This is a genomic window from Erwinia rhapontici, from assembly GCF_012271765.1.
GTDB lineage: Bacteria > Pseudomonadota > Gammaproteobacteria > Enterobacterales > Enterobacteriaceae > Erwinia > Erwinia rhapontici.
The window spans coordinates 335,526-353,142 of record NZ_VRKO01000016.1; the positions used below are offsets into that span (position 1 = coordinate 335,526).

16 protein-coding genes and 1 pseudogene are annotated in these 17,617 nt (G+C 51.5%); 9 read left to right on the plus strand and 8 right to left on the minus strand.

Annotated features, from left to right (window positions below):
* The first annotated feature begins 55 nt into the window (after window positions 1–55).
* Together FVB43_RS18400 and FVB43_RS18405 are read left to right on the plus strand one after the other, a co-directional pair.
* On the plus strand, window positions 56–991 hold the full coding sequence (locus FVB43_RS18400; RefSeq protein WP_167864471.1) for an NADP-dependent oxidoreductase: 936 nt from the start codon (window positions 56–58) through the stop codon (window positions 989–991).
* 32 nt (window positions 992–1,023) lie between these two features.
* On the plus strand, window positions 1,024–1,893 hold the full coding sequence (locus FVB43_RS18405) for an SDR family oxidoreductase (RefSeq protein WP_167864472.1): 870 nt from the start codon (window positions 1,024–1,026) through the stop codon (window positions 1,891–1,893).
* Window positions 1,894–1,963: 70 nt separating this feature from the next.
* On the opposite strand, the gene pdxR is transcribed toward FVB43_RS18405, so the two are convergent.
* On the minus strand, window positions 1,964–3,451 hold the full coding sequence (gene pdxR, locus FVB43_RS18410; RefSeq protein ID WP_167864755.1) for a MocR-like pyridoxine biosynthesis transcription factor PdxR: 1,488 nt from the start codon (window positions 3,449–3,451) through the stop codon (window positions 1,964–1,966).
* 107 nt (window positions 3,452–3,558) lie between these two features.
* Here pdxR and FVB43_RS18415 point away from each other — a divergent pair, with 107 nt between their 5' ends.
* Window positions 3,559–4,017, plus strand: a complete 459-nt coding sequence (locus tag FVB43_RS18415; protein WP_167864473.1) for a GNAT family N-acetyltransferase — start codon at window positions 3,559–3,561, stop codon at window positions 4,015–4,017.
* Between the two features lie 156 nt (window positions 4,018–4,173).
* On the opposite strand, the gene FVB43_RS18420 is transcribed toward FVB43_RS18415, so the two are convergent.
* The gene (locus tag FVB43_RS18420) at window positions 4,174–5,391 is read right to left on the minus strand and encodes a GIY-YIG nuclease family protein (protein WP_242462166.1); all 1,218 of its coding nucleotides are present in this window, start codon (window positions 5,389–5,391) and stop codon (window positions 4,174–4,176) included.
* A gap of 409 nt (window positions 5,392–5,800) precedes the next feature.
* On the opposite strand from FVB43_RS18420, the gene FVB43_RS18425 reads away from it, so the two are divergent.
* A complete protein-coding gene (locus FVB43_RS18425) occupies window positions 5,801–6,400 on the plus strand; it encodes a hypothetical protein (RefSeq protein ID WP_167864474.1) in 600 nt (199 codons plus the stop codon).
* Window positions 6,401–6,916: 516 nt separating this feature from the next.
* Window positions 6,917–7,705, plus strand: coding sequence for an alpha/beta hydrolase (locus tag FVB43_RS18430; RefSeq protein ID WP_167864475.1), 789 nt, complete (start codon window positions 6,917–6,919; stop codon window positions 7,703–7,705).
* Window positions 7,706–7,748: 43 nt separating this feature from the next.
* Here the strand turns inward: FVB43_RS18430 and FVB43_RS18435 are convergent, their stop codons facing one another.
* Window positions 7,749–8,741, minus strand: a complete 993-nt coding sequence (locus FVB43_RS18435) for a threonine ammonia-lyase (RefSeq protein WP_197931304.1) — start codon at window positions 8,739–8,741, stop codon at window positions 7,749–7,751.
* 51 nt (window positions 8,742–8,792) lie between these two features.
* Between FVB43_RS18435 and FVB43_RS18440 the strand changes: the two are divergent.
* Together FVB43_RS18440 and FVB43_RS18445 are read left to right on the plus strand one after the other, a co-directional pair.
* Window positions 8,793–9,132 (plus strand): annotated as a pseudogene (locus FVB43_RS18440) (ArsR/SmtB family transcription factor).
* 87 nt (window positions 9,133–9,219) lie between these two features.
* Window positions 9,220–9,876, plus strand: coding sequence for a dTMP kinase (locus FVB43_RS18445; protein WP_167864476.1), 657 nt, complete (start codon window positions 9,220–9,222; stop codon window positions 9,874–9,876).
* Window positions 9,877–9,884: 8 nt separating this feature from the next.
* Here the strand turns inward: FVB43_RS18445 and FVB43_RS18450 are convergent, their stop codons facing one another.
* Entirely contained in the window at window positions 9,885–11,261 is a 1,377-nt protein-coding gene (locus FVB43_RS18450) for an MFS transporter (RefSeq protein ID WP_167864477.1), read from the minus strand.
* Window positions 11,262–11,388: 127 nt separating this feature from the next.
* Between FVB43_RS18450 and FVB43_RS18455 the strand changes: the two genes are divergently transcribed.
* Complete coding sequence (locus FVB43_RS18455) at window positions 11,389–12,090, plus strand: ArsR/SmtB family transcription factor (protein ID WP_167864478.1); 702 nt, start codon at window positions 11,389–11,391, stop codon at window positions 12,088–12,090.
* On the opposite strand, the gene FVB43_RS18460 is transcribed toward FVB43_RS18455, so the two are convergent.
* The 4 genes from FVB43_RS18460 to FVB43_RS18475 all read right to left on the minus strand — a co-directional run bounded on the left by FVB43_RS18460 (window position 12,076) and on the right by FVB43_RS18475 (window position 16,115).
* Complete coding sequence (locus FVB43_RS18460) at window positions 12,076–12,972, minus strand: SMP-30/gluconolactonase/LRE family protein (RefSeq protein ID WP_167864479.1); 897 nt, start codon at window positions 12,970–12,972, stop codon at window positions 12,076–12,078. The genes FVB43_RS18455 and FVB43_RS18460 overlap by 15 nt on opposite strands.
* Window positions 12,965–13,846: an SDR family NAD(P)-dependent oxidoreductase gene (locus tag FVB43_RS18465; protein WP_167864480.1), complete on the minus strand. Its 882-nt coding sequence runs from the start codon at window positions 13,844–13,846 to the stop codon at window positions 12,965–12,967. Before FVB43_RS18465 ends, FVB43_RS18460 begins: the two co-directional genes overlap by 8 nt.
* A gap of 94 nt (window positions 13,847–13,940) precedes the next feature.
* Complete coding sequence (locus tag FVB43_RS18470; RefSeq protein WP_167864481.1) at window positions 13,941–14,852, minus strand: LysR substrate-binding domain-containing protein; 912 nt, start codon at window positions 14,850–14,852, stop codon at window positions 13,941–13,943.
* Window positions 14,853–15,119: 267 nt separating this feature from the next.
* On the minus strand, window positions 15,120–16,115 hold the full coding sequence (locus tag FVB43_RS18475) for a LacI family DNA-binding transcriptional regulator (protein WP_133843201.1): 996 nt from the start codon (window positions 16,113–16,115) through the stop codon (window positions 15,120–15,122).
* A gap of 243 nt (window positions 16,116–16,358) precedes the next feature.
* Between FVB43_RS18475 and FVB43_RS18480 the strand changes: the two genes are divergently transcribed.
* Window positions 16,359–17,600 carry an MFS transporter gene (locus tag FVB43_RS18480; RefSeq protein WP_133843203.1) on the plus strand — a complete coding sequence of 414 codons (1,242 nt, stop codon included), beginning with the start codon at window positions 16,359–16,361 and terminating at the stop codon, window positions 17,598–17,600.
* Window positions 17,601–17,617 lie beyond the last annotated feature (17 nt).

Consider the following 17,617-nt stretch of genomic DNA (forward strand, 5'->3'; position numbering starts at 1 on the left):
CTGTCTGCGCAACGGTTTATCGTTCATTCATCCTAACAAACCAGAGGAACAGATCATGAGTATGACGCAACGAGCCGTTGTCATCGGAGAGTACGGCGGGGCTGATGCCGCCAAAGTGGCTGAGATAGCGCTGCCCGACGTGGGAGAGCGTCAGGTACGGGTGCGGGTACACGCCGCCGGTATTAATGGCCTCGACTGGAAGGTGAGAGAAGGGTACGTCCGCGATGCGTTTCCCTTATCGTTGCCCGCCGTTCTCGGCATTGAGCTGGCAGGTGTTGTTGAGGCCGTGGGCCCGGGCTGTTCGCGTTTTCGTATCGGTGACCGTGTGATGGGATCGCTGGGGCGAATCGGGGCGTATGCGGATTTCGTCGTCGTCAGTGAGGCAAATCTGGCCCATACACCGGCAGGACTGGACGATATCCACGCTGCTGCCATCCCCGTTGCCGCCGTCGCTGCATGGCAAAGCCTTAACTATGCTGGCCCGATCTCCGCCGGGCAACGCATTCTGATCCACGGCGCTGCCGGAGGGCTGGGGGGCTACGCCGTGCAGTTTGCTAAACAGGCCGGGGCAGAGGTGTTTGCCACCGTGGCGGCGGCAGGCATGGAATACGTGCGCAGCCTCGGGGCCGACCACATTATCGACTATCAGTCGCAACCGTTTGAATCGCTTGCCCGCAATATTGACCTTGTCCTCGACTATGTTGGTGGCGGCGTGCTGGATCGCTCATGGCCGGTGCTGTCGGGGCAGGGCGTTATCATCAGCACGGCTTCGCCCGACATTGTTGCCCGCACACCTGCCGGGCGCCGTGGGCTGTGGTTTATGAACACGCCGGACGGCACGCAGCTGGAAACGCTGGCCGCCAGCATTGCCAGCGGAGCATTGAAGTCACACGTCAGCGAGATCGTCGGCTTTAACGACATCCCGCAGGCCATTGAACGTCACCGCACGGCGCCGCGTATCGGCAAAGTGGTGGCCGATTTTCTGCGCTAACCGGCGCTATCTGACGCATTCTGGAGATAAATATGACCATTCTTGTTATTGGTGCCACGGGCACGCTGGGTTCGTTGATTTGTCAGCGTCTTGCTGATGCGGGCGCAGACACCAAGGCGCTGGTGCGCCAGCCGGGTAAACACGTTTTTCCGGCCGGTGTGACTGAAGTCGCGGGTGACATGACCGATGTCGCGGCAATGCGCGCCGCTTTAGCCTCGGTGCGTACCCTGTTCCTGCTGAATGCGGTGACACCCGATGAAGTCACCCAGGCCCTTATCACCCTGAATCTTGCCCGTGAGGCGGGTATCGAACGCGTGGTGTATCTGTCGGTGATCCATGCGGAAAAGTACACCAACGTACCGCACTTTACCGGTAAATATACGGTTGAACGTATGATCGAAAGCCTGAATATCCCGGCGACTATTCTGCGTCCGGCCTATTTCATGCAGAACGAAGCCTCGGTGCAAAAGGTCATTGAAGAGTATGGGGTGTATCCGATGCCGATCGGTTCGGCGGGTGTTTCCATGATCGATGTGCGGGATATTGCCGATATCGCGGTAGTGGAACTGTTGCGGCGTGACAGGGCACCCGAAGCACTGGAGAGCAACACCCTGGCGCTGGTGGGCCCGGACGTTCTGACCGGTGAGCGTGTCGCCGCCGTCTGGAGCGCAGCGCTGGGGCGTGAAGTTGGCTACGGCGGTGATGACGTGGTCGCTTTTGAGCAGCAGATGACCGCCTGGAGCCCCGGTTGGCTGGCCTATGATATGAGCCTGATGATGGCGGGCATTCAGCAGTACGGGATGCAGGCGGCAGAAGGAACGGTGGAGCGTTTGCAGACGCTGCTGGGACGTCCGCTACGGACCTACGAGCATTTTGTTAATGAGTCTACCGGCACGCGCTGAACGGGATATGCAGGGAGATAACGGGGAGACTCGTTATCTCTGCACCGATGCGAAAGGCTATTTATCAGCTTCAAGCCCTTTGACTTTCAGCAAGTTGTTGAGCCAGCTTCTTAATGCCTTCGACGATCTCTGACGGTGGATGCGCGGCAAAACCGAACAAAATCGCCTGCTTCGCTGGCCTGGTCTGGCAGTAGCGTGAAAGCGGCTGTGCGCCTAAACCCGCTTGACGGCAGTGCTCAATGATGACGGATTCTTCGAGGTTATCCGCTAACCAGCAGACAAGATGAATACCTGAATCCGACGGTTCCACACAGACGACTTCCGGCAGATATAATTTGATGGCCTCAATCATCACCTGCTGGCGTTCATGACAGGCTTTTCTCACCCGCCTGACGTGACGGGCGTAATGGCCTTCAGAAATGAAAGCGGCAAGGATCGTTTGTTCTAAATACGAGGTGCGTGTATCGGCGTAATATTTGGCAATGTTAAAAGACGCCACTAAATGTTCTGGAACCACCAGGAAACCTAAATGAAATCCCGGGAACATCATTTTGGAGAAGGTTCCTGCATAGATCACGCGCTGATGTTTATCTAACCCCTGAAGGGCTTGTATTGGCTGGCCGGTGTACCTGAACTCACTGTTATAATCATCTTCGAATATCCACATGTTATTTTCAGCGGCCCACTCCAGTAGCGCCAGCCTGCGGGATAAACTTAATGTTCCGCCCAGCGGAAACTGGTGAGAGGGAGAGGTGAAAATCAATTTGGCCTTGGGCCAGTGCCTGATGCCATACGCAACGTCCATGCCATTGTTATCACTGACGACAGGACGGAGGGTGGCCCCCATGGCGGTAAATGCCCCTAACGCACCATCATAGCCCGGCTCATCCAGCCAGACTTCATCTCCTTTTTGCAATAGCACCTGCGCGGCCAGATTCATGGCTTGCTGGGTACCATTAACAATCAGTATCTGCTGCTCGGTGCAATGCAGGCCGCGCGTGGTGCAGACATATTTACTGATAGCCTGCCGTAAGGGTTTAAACCCCTGGAGTTCATTCAGTTTTCCATCCTGGTGGCGGAACTGACGCCAGGTGCGCCCTAACAGGCGACCCCAAAGTTCATAAGGGAATAAATCTCTGCAGCCGACGCCAATATTAAACGTCAGATTTTGCCCCGAGCAGGGCTGCGTTTCATCCCATATGTTTCTCATGACCTGCATATGCGGATTAATGTCGGGGCTCCCCTTATCAAGGCTCGCCGGTAGATAAGAGGCTTGCGGCTGACTGTGCATCACCTCATCAGGAATGATCGATGCCACATAGGTTCCCGATCCTTGTTTAGCGATCAGGTAGCCCTCATCAGTCAGGCGTTCTAAGCCTGCGAGAACAGAGTTTCTTGATATGGACATCATTTCAGAAAATGTCCGGCTGGAGGGGAGTTTTTTCCCTGTTTGAAGCTGACCATTCAGGATCAGTTCTTTGATCACCGAATAGAACTGTTCTTTAATTTTCCCGTTTTTTAACAATATGCTGGGAAAGCTGGCCGCGTTCTTTTTTATCGCCAAAGTGGACCCATAAAAAATCAACAAAGTGTGCCTTATACAATACCACTGTCAGCGTTACTCTTTCATCACCTGATACGTTTCATTTTAAAAAAGTGATTGATATGAATGATGAAAATTTAGAAATTTCCGTGGTGCCCGTTCAAGAGGCAGATTACTCAGCATGGCTACCTTACTGGTTGAGCTATCAGCAATTCTATGGTGTTGAGCTGCCAGAAGAGACGACATTAGCAACATGGGGGCGTTTTTTTGATGCTGATGAACCGATGTATTGCGCTGTCGCAAAAGAGGGGGAGACCCTCCTCGGATTTGTTCACTATGTTTTTCACCGCTCAACATGGTCGGTCAGTGATTTCTGTTATTTAGAAGATCTGTTTGTGGCCCCCACTAGTCGGGGTAAACAGACAGGAAAACATCTGATTGACTATGTGCAACGGCAGGCCCGCGAGCGCCAGTGTGGGCGCTTATACTGGCATACCCAGGAAAAGAACGTAACGGCACAGAGGCTTTATGACTGGGTGGCCGAGAAACCGGGGGTTATCGAGTACAGAATGCCTCTCTGATTATGACTGAGTAAGGCGTTAATGGCTGCCAGCTCTCCCTGCCTGGCAGCCTGCTGCAATCATCCCTGGAAAGTATTTCTGCAGATTCATCAGCGTGATAAGCAGGCTTTTTACTTTGGATACCGCTATTTACACTAACAGCGGCATGGCCAGTACTCAGGCAATGACTGTTTCTTCCTCAGGCTCTTGCAATGCCTCAGTTTCCAACGATTTGTAATATTGAAGTGCTGCCGGATTAGCGACATATTCAACTACACCATGATGATGTTTAACGACATTGATGATTTTTTGAATATCAGTGCGAAAAAATTCTTTCCTGGTGTTGACTTTATTTATACGATTTTCACTTAACTCAGCATGCAATACACTTTCAAGGGTAGGTGCATCATCACAGCTGATCATGGCATGAACATCAAACTCAAAAGGTACACTAGCGCTACTGAGTTCGTAAATTCGATCAAGTGGTTCCAGCCTACGTGTCATGCCAATTTTAAAGACGTTTTCACCGAAAGAACCAATGTTTGAAATTACATAAACATGTCCCTGACGTGTCATTTGCGCCATCGACTTAGCCCGTTCATACTGTTTATGAACTTCTACAATCTCATCTTCGAGTAGCTTTCTTGCTGCTTCTAATTCTTTACGGTGTTCCTCACTGGCCTCAAGTAAAGCATGCTGTATGGCTGCTTTTCTTTCTTCGAGATCAATTTCCTTTTTCTCAGCCTCTAACTGTTGACGTTCGAGTTCTTCAATTCGCGTTCGCTCTTCCCGCATCTGTCTTTTTATTTCATTCTGGGCCTCTCTTTCATCCATGGCTTCTTGCAGTTTAAGTGCCTTGTCTCGGAGATCATTCTCCACTGCTTTCCAGTCTGAGTTATCAGTTAGCTTAAAAAAAGCATAATTAACAATCAAGGAACGGTATTTATCACGCTCTTTTATTAGCTCGTCGAGTTTTTTTTCGAAATTTTTCAATGAAACAGAAGATAGTAAAGTTTTAGCTTTAAAACGATAACTGTCATCCAATACCTTTTGTATTTCTATCTGAGCAGTTTGATGTTCTCTCTGAAATTCTGACTCGAAATTAAATGCATATTCTACTGCGCGATTCATTATCTCTTTGCTGCGTGCTCGATGATATTCAATAAGGTCGTTCAACTCTTGCTGCTTACGTGCAGATGCTTGCTCGGCTTTTTTTATCCGGCTGTCACATTTTGCATTTAGATCATCCTCCTTATCATTATGACGAATTGATAATTCGTTTATTCTTTTCTCATATTTATCATTAAGAACTTGTCGCGTTTTTAGGAACACAGCTAATATTCCGGAAAAAAACAAGGCTAGAATAGTAAGTAATATTATAAGTGAGTTATCCACTAACCAGATCCTTTTTAAAGTTATGACATAAGTTAATTAACAGGTGGGCAGGTCTTTGATATCTTATTTTTTATGAAAAGCTCTCAGTGAGATTTTGTTCGTTTTACTCCATATGGCTAGAAAAGTAAACATATGAGTGATTTGCGTTCATTGATTCATGTACCGCAATGTCAGGTTGGCTCTTTGTTCATTACAGCCATATCCTTTGGTTTGCTAATATTTGGAAACGAATAATACTTACCGTGATTAACTAGTGTTTGAAAGAAAGTTTACTGAGAAAGAAATTGTCAATAACTGGTAGAGAAGCTCTTGTTATTCATGACGATATTGATATCGTAAGGCCCTTCAAGATTTGAATGACCGGTGAGAAAGCGCGATGGCTCACCTCTTTTGAGAGCAGGGATTTGATATGTTTAAGCACTATGCGCCTATTTTTTTAGTTTCCATGGTGGCGGCCCCGCTGGCCCTGGCGGCTAATCTGCGGGCTGTTGATGTCACCACCTTTGATATTGCCGGGGTGAAGACCGGTATGGATTATGATGAATCCGTAAAGGCCATCACTGAGCACTTCCACGTGCCAGCATCATCGTTAAACGTTGATAAACACCCGGGCATAAATGCGGTCACGGGCAATAAGCAGCCACAGTATGTTGCTTACGAGAAAGATGGCGTGAAACTTCTCGTACACTTTGAAGGCCGTGTGCCTGCCGATGCCAAACGTGCGCTGGTTGTGTCTCAGGTTTCTTACGAGATGCCATATTCAACAGAGAATAAAAACGCCATGGCAAGGGCTGCTGTAGAAAAATACGGCGCCCAGTCAAATGCTCCTTACACACCGATGGTATGGTGCAACAGCCCCGGGAAGATGGCTACGATGGCCTGCGGCCCAGACCTCGAGCAGCCGGTGTTGAAATTATCAGGCACGTCCCTGCAGATGAACGATCCCTCATGGACTAATGCTCGCATTAAGCTAATGGACAGTAAACAAGCCCGCAAGCCGGGTTTCTAAAAAATGCTCGAGGTTGCCAATGTTAATCAGGGCAACCTCAAACTCAACCATTTGACGTCGACTGATGTTGACCCGTCGTTTTCATGTACGCAAAGTCATGCCAGCTGCGCTTCAGTCATAATTTCCATTAAAAACTCAGCCACGACCCCGATCGGCGAAAAGCCGACCCGATCGGTATGACTGACTACACCCATTTCCTGCTCCAGCCTGACTCAGGGGCTGCGCCATAGGAAGTCGTTGCGCGGCGCGGTTGGAGTGCCATTCTTCTGCGACGGCAATCAACGGGAAAAGAAGCCAGGTTTCGATCATAAGACCTCATGAATATGTCCGAAATTATGTTAAATGCAGTGTTGGACTGTGCTTCGCCATTTGCACCCTGCGGTGATATGTCGGATGGTAACGCTCTCAATGATGTGACGAGTATTCTTCTGGTTTACGCAGTGCAGGGGCACCCATGTTCCTGACACTGATACCGCTGTGAGTGGTGTTCCTTCACTTTACGACAGGATGTTATGCATGCCTATTTTACATACAAAACATGGCAATATCGATTATCAGGATGTTGGCAGCGGCGATACGACTCTGTTTCTGATGCCGGGTTGGTGCCAGCCGAAGACTGTCTTCAATGAATTCTCTGCGCTGGCCGCCGCTTCTTTTCGGGTTGTCACTCCAGACTGGCGGGGCCATGGGAAATCTTCCACTGATGGTCAGGATTTTGACGGGGCAGCGTTATTCTCTGACGCCCTGGCACTCATTGAACATCTCGGGTTGAAGCGCGTTGTCCCGGTTTCCGTCGCCCACGCCAGTTGGATCGCCGTGGACTTAGCGGAAAGTTTAACTGAACGCGTGCCTGCTATGATATTCCTGGACTGGATCATGAATCAGCCGTCGACGGAGTTTTTCAGTGCCATCACAGAGATGCAGCAAGAAAATCGCTGGGAATATGCACGGGATCAGCTGTTTGAATTTTGGTTAGCAGGGAGCGACTCACCCACCATGATCCATCATCTCAACACCGAGATGGCGGAGTCCAGCTATCAGCTCTGGCGCCTGGCAGGCCAGGTGATCGCCGATGCCTATCATCAATACGGCTCGCCGCTCCAACGCCTGGAAACGCTCAAAAATCCACCGAAGTGTACACACCTCTATTCCCTTGACCGGGACGACGACTACCTTGCCTTTCAACAGCGTTTCGCTGAAGAGCATGATTTTTTTGAAGTGAAACGACTGGAGAATGCCAGAACACACTTGGCCGTGCTTGAAAGGCCGGGAGATGTACTGGCGTGGATTTTAAAATCACTCTGAACCGCTCATCGTTCAATCGACTACGGCTGAGGATGTCGTTTCTTCAGCGTGTGGCCTCATTCACTAATCCGAGATAGCGGGAGCCAGATATGTTTCTACCGCTGACCACGCAGACAGCGTTACGCCCGCTCAGTTCTTTTGCATAACGAAGGACTGCCGCAACTGCGGGCACTCCTGAAGGCTCCACAACATGGCGATGCAGATTAAGCATTAACGCCATCGCTGCTTTAATTTCGGCTTCTGAGACGAGAAGAACACGATCGACACGGTCGCGTATCAGTGGCCAGGTCATCGTTTCGGGCTCTATGTAGCCACTGATGCCTTCGGCGATTGATGACGTTATTTCCACAGGAATCGTCTCGCCAGCGTCTTTCCAGCGCGCAAATGTCGGGCTCGCTTCGCTTTGTATTGCCCACACTTCGGCAGCAGGGTTAATGGCTTTGATGGCCGTCGCAATACCTGAGGCCAGCCCGCCGCCGCCAATGTTCACGAGAATAACGTCAGCATCTGCCCAGTCTTCCATAATTTCCAGACCGACGGTGCCGCCCCCGGCAATCATCTGCTCATTATTGTAGGCGGAGACGAACGTCGCGCCGGACTGTTGCGCTGCGGCAATAGCGGCTTGCCTTGCGTCTTCAATACTGTCAAAAAAGGTCACCTGAGCACCATAATTTTTCATCGCCGAGACCTTCATCGGGTCTGCTGAATGCGGTAAGTATATGGATACGGGTATGCCTGTTACATGCCCCGCACAGGCAAGTCCTAAGCCATGGTTCCCCGCCGTCGGGGCGATGACGCCGGTGCTTCGCTGTTCTGCATCAAGACTGGCAAGAACGTTTGCGGCGCCTCTCAGCTTAAAGCTACCGGTATGCTGGAGATTTTCCATTTTGAGTCTGACCTCCGCCCCGACAAGGGCAGACAGTTCCTGCGAAGGCTCCAGCGGTGTCCTGCATACTGTTGCCTTAATTCGCCGGGAAGCGGCATAAATATCTTTCAGCGTGACACTGCCCATTGGCCTTTGTGCGGGGTTTGTCATAGTATTCTCCTGAAGTTATATAAGAAAATGACTATATAGGTAATTGGCTATATGAACAACTCAAAGACGTTAATGGCCGATATTTTTCGCGCCCTGGGTAATGAGCACCGGCTCGTGATTGTTGAATGGCTGTCCGATCCAAGGTCACATTTTCCGGAGCAGCAGGACGGCGACCTGGTTGAGGACGGTGTGTGTCGGGTTTATCACCGAAAAAATTGGTCTGAGTCAGCCCACAGTGACAGGCCATCTACAAAATCTGGCTAAAGCCGGAATTGTGACCTCGAAACGTATCAAGAACTGGGTATTCTATAAACTTGATCGTCAACGGATGGATGAAGCAACGGCAATGTTGTCGGAGTATGGAAAACGGGCAACGCGTCCACATGAGTAGCGCGCAGATCAAAACATACGAAGGACGTAAGATGCTTTTGCCTGATTTGAGCTTTACAAAAACCGTCTATCAAGCGTCATTTGAACAATGAGTCGTCCGCTGTTTGTCACGCTGGATGGGCCCAAGGGCGCCGGTAAAACCACACTGTTGGAGGCCATCACCAAAGTCCTCAGGGCTGACAACAAGAAGGTGATCCGACTTTGCGAGAAAAAAAGCGATCCCTACAGGCGCGAAACCATGGTTCTCGTTAACAGGCTCGCCAGACAACCCACCCTGGCGTTGGAATGGGAGGTGTGTGAGCGCCTGGCCGCCAGCCGTGCCTGGATATCCCGGCACGTGCTGGCTAAACAGCCACAGGACAGCATTATCTTGATGGATCGCTGGTATCCATCGGATGCCGCGTTTCGCCGCATGGTTCCCTTCGCAGAGATTTTACAGCTTAACCTTGAACGAAACGTGCGAACGCCAGACCTGCATGTCGGGGTGGTGACAGCGCCTGATATTTCATGGGCAAGGGCCGCGGCCCGATCGCGTGGGCTAAGCAGTACGGTGATTCATAAGCTGGAAGAACATGTTGCCTGTAGCCAGGCGTTCGAGCGAGAAATTGCCGATAACGGCTGGGTTTTATGCCGTAATGAAGGAACAATCGAAGACGCCACGATGCAGGTGATTTCTGAGATCTACCGCGTGCCTGGGTGCGCCACAGGGATTCAGATCACATCGCCGGGGCAGTCCGTTCCCTGAGCCCGTTTTCACGGCGTGTTTTTCTTACAGGCTGAATTCCTGCTCAGCAGGGTGGAGCATAACAGGCTGGCGAGCAGTGAGAAGGCGATGCCGACGCAGAGGGCGATGTCAATATCCTCTGCGAGCGGTTTGACCGCGTTAAGCAATCCCCCAAAGATTGCGACTCCCAGCGCGGAACCCGTTTGTCGGCTTGCGTTGAGCACGCCGGCGGCAATTCCAGCGTGCTCTTTGCCTGTCGAGCCCATGACAATTGCCGTGGCGACCGGTGTAATGATGCCAGCGGCAAGGCCGAGTGCAGGAAAGCAAAGTGCGATCTGCCAATAGGGTGTATTTTCTCTTACTATCATTAACCCTGCGAATCCGGCGGCGTAGAGCCCGCAGCATCCTGTCATCAGCCAAAATGGGCCAAGCAGGCGGTTAAGTTTTCCGGCGCTAAAGCTGCCCAACGTGACCAGCAAGGTCAAGGGAAGGAAGGCGAGACCCACGTCCAGCGATGACCAGCCGCGCACGGCCCCGAAGTACAGGCTGAGCAGGAAGAACACCCCGTAAAACACTAATCCAGAAATCAGCGAGACGCTAACCGAGGCAGAAAAATCAGCAAGGCGAAAGAGTGTCATCGGCAGCATCGGCTGGTTGATTGTGCGCTCGGTAAAGATGAAAACCCCCCAGGCAATGACCGCCACCAGTATTCCTCCGCAAATCCACGGGTCACGCCATCCACGATGGACACCTTCAATCAGCACGGCAATAGACGATCCCAGTGCGATAATCGCCAGTAACTGCCCTGCAAAATCCATCTGCCTTTCGCGAGCAGTAATTTTTATCGCAGGAATGCGCGTTGCCAGTACAGCCCCGAGTACGGCAATGGGGACATTGACCAGGAAGATACTTCGCCAGCCTGATAAATGGATCAGCAAACCGCCCAATAACGGACCGGCCGCCATGGCAATTCCACCGCATCCGGCCCAGATACCGATGGCTCTGGCACGATCCCGAGACTGAGGGAACGCACTGTTGATCAACGCCAGAGAGGAGGGGACCAGCAAGGCCGCACCGACCCCCTGCAATATCCTCGAGAAGATCAGGGTGGGCAATGTGGATGAAAAACCACATCCCGCTGAAGCCAGTGCAAAGAGCAGCAGACCGGTGAGATAAACGTTTTTTGCCCCCAGTTTGTCGCCTAAAGCACCACCGCTGAGCAGCAGACTGGCGAAAGTGACGGTATAGGCACTGACGACCCATTGCAGGCCGGTAATGGTCGAATGCAGAGTGGCGGCCAGCGGTGCAAGTGCAACGTTCACAATCGAGGTATCAAGAATCACGATGATATAGCTGATACTGGTCGCCGCTAACAACCATTTTTGAGCCGAAGGGGTGTTGTTCATGAGTCGAGGTCATTGTCCATAAATGAGATTTATTGACTATACCCCGCACGCGCTAAATAATGATTCGAGCTGTATCGAAGTGTTATTCCCTCTGAGGAACACTGACTTCACTTTTACGGGCGCAACAATGAACCAATTTCACATCTCTGTCGTGGCCCATCTCATCGCCGAGCCGGTGCGTTCGATAATGCTCATTAACCTCTCTGGAGGCGAAGCACTTTCTGCCAGCGCTCTGGCAGAAGCCGCCAACATCACAGCACAAACCGCCAGTTTTCATCTCGCAAAACTGCGTGATGGCGGGCTTGTCACCGTCGAGTCTGTTGGGCGCTATCGTTATTACCGCCTGGCCGGGCCACATATTTCCCAGCTCTTAGAAAGTCTGGCCTCGGTCGGGCCTGTCACTTCGCAGTGGCAAACTACGCCCAATAGTGCAGCGAAAGCGCTGCGTTTTGCGCGTTGTTGTTACGATCATTTAGCCGGGCAAATCGGCGTGCTGATTACGCAAAGGATGCTCATCCAGGGGCTGATTACCATGCAAGAAGGCCAACACGCGGTGCTCACTGTTCAGGGGCATCGCTGGTTTGAACAGCAAGGCGTGGAAATCAGTGCGGAACGCGCAGGTAATAACCGTTTGTGCCTTGACTGGACCGAGCGGCAATATCACCTCGCAGGCCCTCTTGGCTCCGCTATGCTGGAGGCATTTACTGCGTGGGAATGGCTGAGCCGCTCGAATCAATCAAGAGCGTTGAACGTCACCGCGTCGGGATGGGAAGCCTTAGCGCAACACTTTGGTATTCGCCATCAGCAAGGATCGCTACGGCATGAATAGTGGCCTTTCTTTGAACACATGCCTTCGGCTGCCCGATATTCTGGGATGAATCGTATACACATCCCCGGCGTCTGGGGACGTAAGTAACTCCGAAGGCGTCATAGCAAAGCGTGCGGTGGTAATGAATAATGTCGCAAGACCTTCGCCACCAAAGCAGCAACTGGTAGGGCGCGGAACGGGCATGATGACACGATCGCTCAGACACCCGTTGCTGTCGTAGCGCAGCAGGCATCCCCCGTTGAACTGACATACCCACAGCCCTCCCTCCTTATCCAGAGCGATACCGTCAGGACGGCCGAGTTCGGCGGGTGTCTCAACAAATAACCTGATATCGCCTGGCAAGCCCTCTGCCGAACAGGTTGCCTGAAAAATTGCACATGCTACCGAATCAACGAAAAACAGAGTACGGCCATCTTCCGACCAGGCCACCCCGTTGGGCAGTGCAATTCCCTGCTGGATTAACCGGGCATTCAGCGCACTGTCGAATCGGTACAGCGCACCGCTATTGCCATCCGGGCGCTCGTTCATCAATCCGGTAACAAAACGTCCCTGTGGATCGCAGGCACCATCGTTGAAACGATAGCTCGCGCCTTCATGGATAATGGGAGAGCCGTGGCGCACTGCACCGGTCTCCAGATTGAGCATGGCAACGCGGGCATCTTCAGTGAAAATCAGATTCCCTCTGTCAGTGAGCGCCAGGGCGCCAATGCGTGCGGCGGACTCATAAACACGGTCGACCTTTCCCTCTGGCCGCAGCACGTTGATCCGCCCTTCAACGATATCCACGAAGTACAAAAGCCCCTTCTGAGCATCCCAGACCGGACTTTCGCCCAACGTGGCGCCGACATGAGCAATGTTGCGCAGATCATAATCCTTACGCATATTCACACTCTTTGATCTGCTGCCACTGGCGGGCGACGTCAGCCACATTCTCACATTCGACACGCGCCAGATCAGTGGGATAAACAACGCCGGGGTTCTCACAAAAGCGGGTTGCGGTGAAATGACCGTTGCTTGCGCGAAGGATGTAGCCTGTGTCATGGCACAGCGGACTGGCCAGATACACGACGCCCGGTGCGACCCACTCCGGTTTGAGGTTCTCGGGTGACGGCATACATCCCCACATGCGTGTTTTGGCAACAGGGGAGATAGCATTGACAAGAATCCCATGCTGCTCGCCTTCCAGACTCAGTGCATTCATGATGCCCACCTGAGCCATCTTACCGGCAGCGTAAGCCACGAGGCCAGGCTGCGCATATTGCTGGAACAGGGCGCGGTCAGAGGTGTTGAGCACGATCCGTGGTGATGAAGAGTGCTTAAGGTATGGCCAGGCATATTTGCTCAGCCAAATCGGCGCACGAACGTTGATGCCGATGGCACGTTCAAGGAAATCATCACTCTGGTCTTCGATACGTTGATAGTCCACCCAGCCTGCGTTGTGAATCAGGATGTCCAGCTTACCGAAGTGGGTGATAGCCAGCTCCACGAGCTCCCTGCAGCCATCCTCATTATCCAGGCGTCCGTTGTGTGCGATCAATTGCCCGTTGTCAGCGCGCAGGGTACGGCCAGCTTCCGCAATCACATCCATACTGGCGCCTTCACCGGCCCGGTTGGTGCCGAGGTCGCTGATAACAACGCGCGCACCATGGTCTAACAGTGACTGCGCGTAGGCACGTCCCAGGCCCTGTCCTGCGCCGGTGATGATGGCTACCGCATCCTTTAACAGCGCATCGGTAAGCGGGTTCTTCTGTCCCATGTTGAATCTCCGTGAATTTGAGTGTCACGATGATGGGACGCCACGCGTAGCCAGTAAAATATATTATTTGTAGTCTAATAAGACCTAAATAGTCTTAATCAAAGCCTGGCGGCATTGCATTGCGTATTTCTTCGATGAGTTTGTCCCGGATGAGAGAAGGTGAGTGCTCATTCCATCCCATTAACAGTTCAACGTGCTGGAGTTCGGCCGGCGCATCGACCTCAAGTGGCCGGAATATCACGTCCTTCCTTGGCTCCTGCGCCAGTGAGGCGGGTAACAGCGCGACGCCGAAGCCGCTGGCAACCAGTGCAACGAGTGTCTGCAATTGCCGGGCCTGCTGTGCAATGTGAGGTGTGAATCCAGCCGCTTCGCAAAGCTGCACAAGCTGGTCATGAAAACCCTGGCCCAGGTGGCGGGGGGCTGAAACGAAGTGGTCACATTGAAGTGCTGTCAGTGGGATGCTCTCGCAGCCTGCAAGGCGGTGTTCAGCAGGCAAAGCGATCATGACAGGTTCGCGCAATATGGCGTTGAAACGCAGGCCAGGTGAGGTTCTGCCTGGCGGCCGCATAAATCCCAGGTCGGCGCGTCCTTGCTCAAGGGCATCAACCTGTTCTTGCGTCGTGGCCTCATTCATCGTGAAAGAGACGGCAGGGAAGGCAGTACGAAAGTTCCTGAGGGCGCGTAGCAGGGGGCCATAATGTGTAATGTTGATAAAGGTGAGGGTGAGATGGCCTTCAATCCCCTGTGACACACGGCGGCTTTTATCAACGCCTTCGTCAAGAATACGCAATACCTCTCTGGCAGATTCGAGAAAGTCTTCTCCAGCAGGCGTCAGCGACACGCTGCGATTGGTGCGTTCAAACAGCGAAACGCCCATTTCCTGCTCCAGCCTGCGGATCGCCTGGCTCAGGGGGGGCTGCGCCATATGGAGTCGCTGCGCGGCGCGGTTAAAGTGCAATTCTTCTGCAACGGCAATGAACTGGACAAGAAGCCGGGTTTCGATCATGAGACCTCATGAATACGTCTGAAGTTATATTAAATACAGTGTTGGACTGTGCTTCATCATTTGCACCCTGCAGTAATATGTCGGATGGTAGCTCTCAATCGTGTGACGAATATTCTTCTGATTGACGCAGCACAGACGCTTCAATCTTCCTGACACTGATACCGATGTTATTTATGTTCCTTCACTTTACGAATGGGTGGCATGTGAGGAAGTATCGGTGAGCTAAGCCGATTGCGTTGGACGAGCAAGGCAGATTTACGTTGTTTTTTACACCGATTCACGAAGTAGCAACGGGCTTTCAACGGCCACCGTTTTCTGATGAGACTCACCGTTAATAATATGAAGCGCACTAAGACGACCGATCTCGTAATGGGGTAATTGCACCGTTGACAGTGATGGTAAGAATAGATCGCCAATACCGACCATATTATCGTAGCCAAGCACCGCGACATCTTGGGGTATTCTTAACCCCTGTGACAGCAGAGTCTGATAGACCATAAAGGCGATACGATCATTTCCACACACAATTGAATCAAATTGAGGTATGCCTTGATGGATATGCGCTAAAACCCTGTTGGGAATATCGCGATAATGTTCATCCCCATATCCCATGTAATAGTGGTCGAGTGTATCAGGCGCTATACCTGCTTCCCTGCATGCCTGTTCCAGACCTTTGCGACGTCTGATGGTAGCGACTTGATTTTCAGGTAAATGTAAGCAGAGCGGGCGACGATAGCCTGCAGAAAAAAGTGCACGCACCGCAGCATACTGCCCACGTTCATCATCCGGAATATAACTCGCAACCTGTTGATGCAGGCTTTCGCAGTTGGCCAGTACGCAGGGGAGGTTTAACAACTTCCCGGGTAGCGGCACCTGCCGTAATCCCATTGTTGTATAGATAATGCCATCCGGCCGATGTGAGAGAAGCAGATCGACGATATTTTCCGGGCTGTCATCGGAAAACATGTTCACCACAAAGCTGTTCCAGCCATGTGCGCGTGCCGTTTCTTCAATAGAGAGTGTGATTTCCACTGAAAAGGGGGTGGTGACGGTATCCAGTGCTAACACCCCGATGGTTTTTGGAATTGCGTGAGCACCGCGTATTTTTTTTGCCGATAAATCGGGCACGTAATTCATCGCATCGATAGCGGACTGTACGCGAGACAATGTCTCCGGCTTCAGGCGTTCCGGGGAGTTTAATGCCCTGGATACAGTCATCAGCGAGACGTTTGCCAGTTTTGCCACATCTTTCAGGGATGCCATTGTTTTGCTCCAGCCTTATCACTCTGCCACAGGTTATATAACTAACTTACTGATGTAAAAGGATCATACGTGATTATGGACTGCGGGTATCGATTGCAGCGAATAAGAAAAGTTGATCATGATCTCATATTCTCAATGTTAACGTTAACTTTTGTGATTAACATCTAGAATTGCCGTAAAACGGCATGCATTTGATTTTATGTTAACGTTATCATTTGTGCTCCAACTCCGCATGAGATTGCCATGATGAAAACCCATCATTCTCAAAGTTATCTGATACTCAGCGCTTTATTATTCTTTTTCTTTGTGACCTGGTCCTCTACTGGCTCACTGCTCTCTATCTGGTTGCATCAGGAAGTCGGTCTGAAAGCAGGGGACACCGGAATCATCTTTTCAGTGATGTCGTTTTCCACCCTGTTTGTGCAAATTTGTTATGGTTTTATTCAGGATAAGCTCGGTTTGCGCAAGAACCTGCTCTGGTTTATCACGGCATTGTTGATCTTTTCCGGCCCGGCTTATCTGCTTTTTGGTCATCTTCTGAAAGTGAATGTCTTTCTTGGCAGTTTTTTTGGTGGTGTCTATATCGGTCTGACATTCAATGGCGGTATTGGTGTTCTGGAATCCTACACCGAGCGTGTCGCACGCCAGAGCCAGTTTGAATTCGGAAAAGCAAGAATGTGGGGGTCGCTGGGCTGGGCGGTGGCAACGTTTTTCGCCGGGCTGCTGTTTAATATAAACCCGAAGTTAAACTTCGTGGTCGCCAGCTGTTCCGGTCTGATCTTCTTTATGCTTTTGATGCGGTTGCGCGTCTCTTCGGCACCACATGCGATGCAGGAGGCCGTATCAGGCGGAAAAGTCACGCTGGAAGATGCGGTTCGTCTGCTGACCCTGCCGCGCTTCTGGGCTCTGGTGTTCTTTGTGGTCGGGACCTGTATCTACGGCGTCTACGATCAGCAGTTCCCGGTCTATTTTTCCTCACAGTTCCCGACGCAACATGAAGGAAATGCCATGTACGGATATCTGAATTCATTTCAGGTGTTCCTTGAGGCTGCTGGCATGTTCTGTGCTCCATGGCTGGTCAATCGTATCGGCGCCAAAAATGGTCTGATTTTCGCCGGAATAGTGATGGCGATGCGCATGATCGCTTCCGGGTTAGTGGAAGGTCCACTGCTTATCTCCATCACTAAGCTGTTACATGCCGTTGAGCTACCGGTACTGTTAATCTCAATCTTCAAGTACAACAGTCTTAACTTCGATAAACGGCTCTCCTCCACGCTCTATCTGGTGGGCTTTGCTTGTACGAGTTCAGTGATCGCCACCGTGCTGTCACCCCTCGCAGGCTACAGCTACGAAAAATATGGATTTGCCCAGTCCTATCTGGTTATGGGGCTGATGGTGTTCTGTATCACCTTTATTTCCATCTTCTTGTTGCGCTCCGGTAAACCCACCCGGGATCCGCAAATACCGCAACTTTCTACTATTTGAATGAAAAGAGTGAAGAC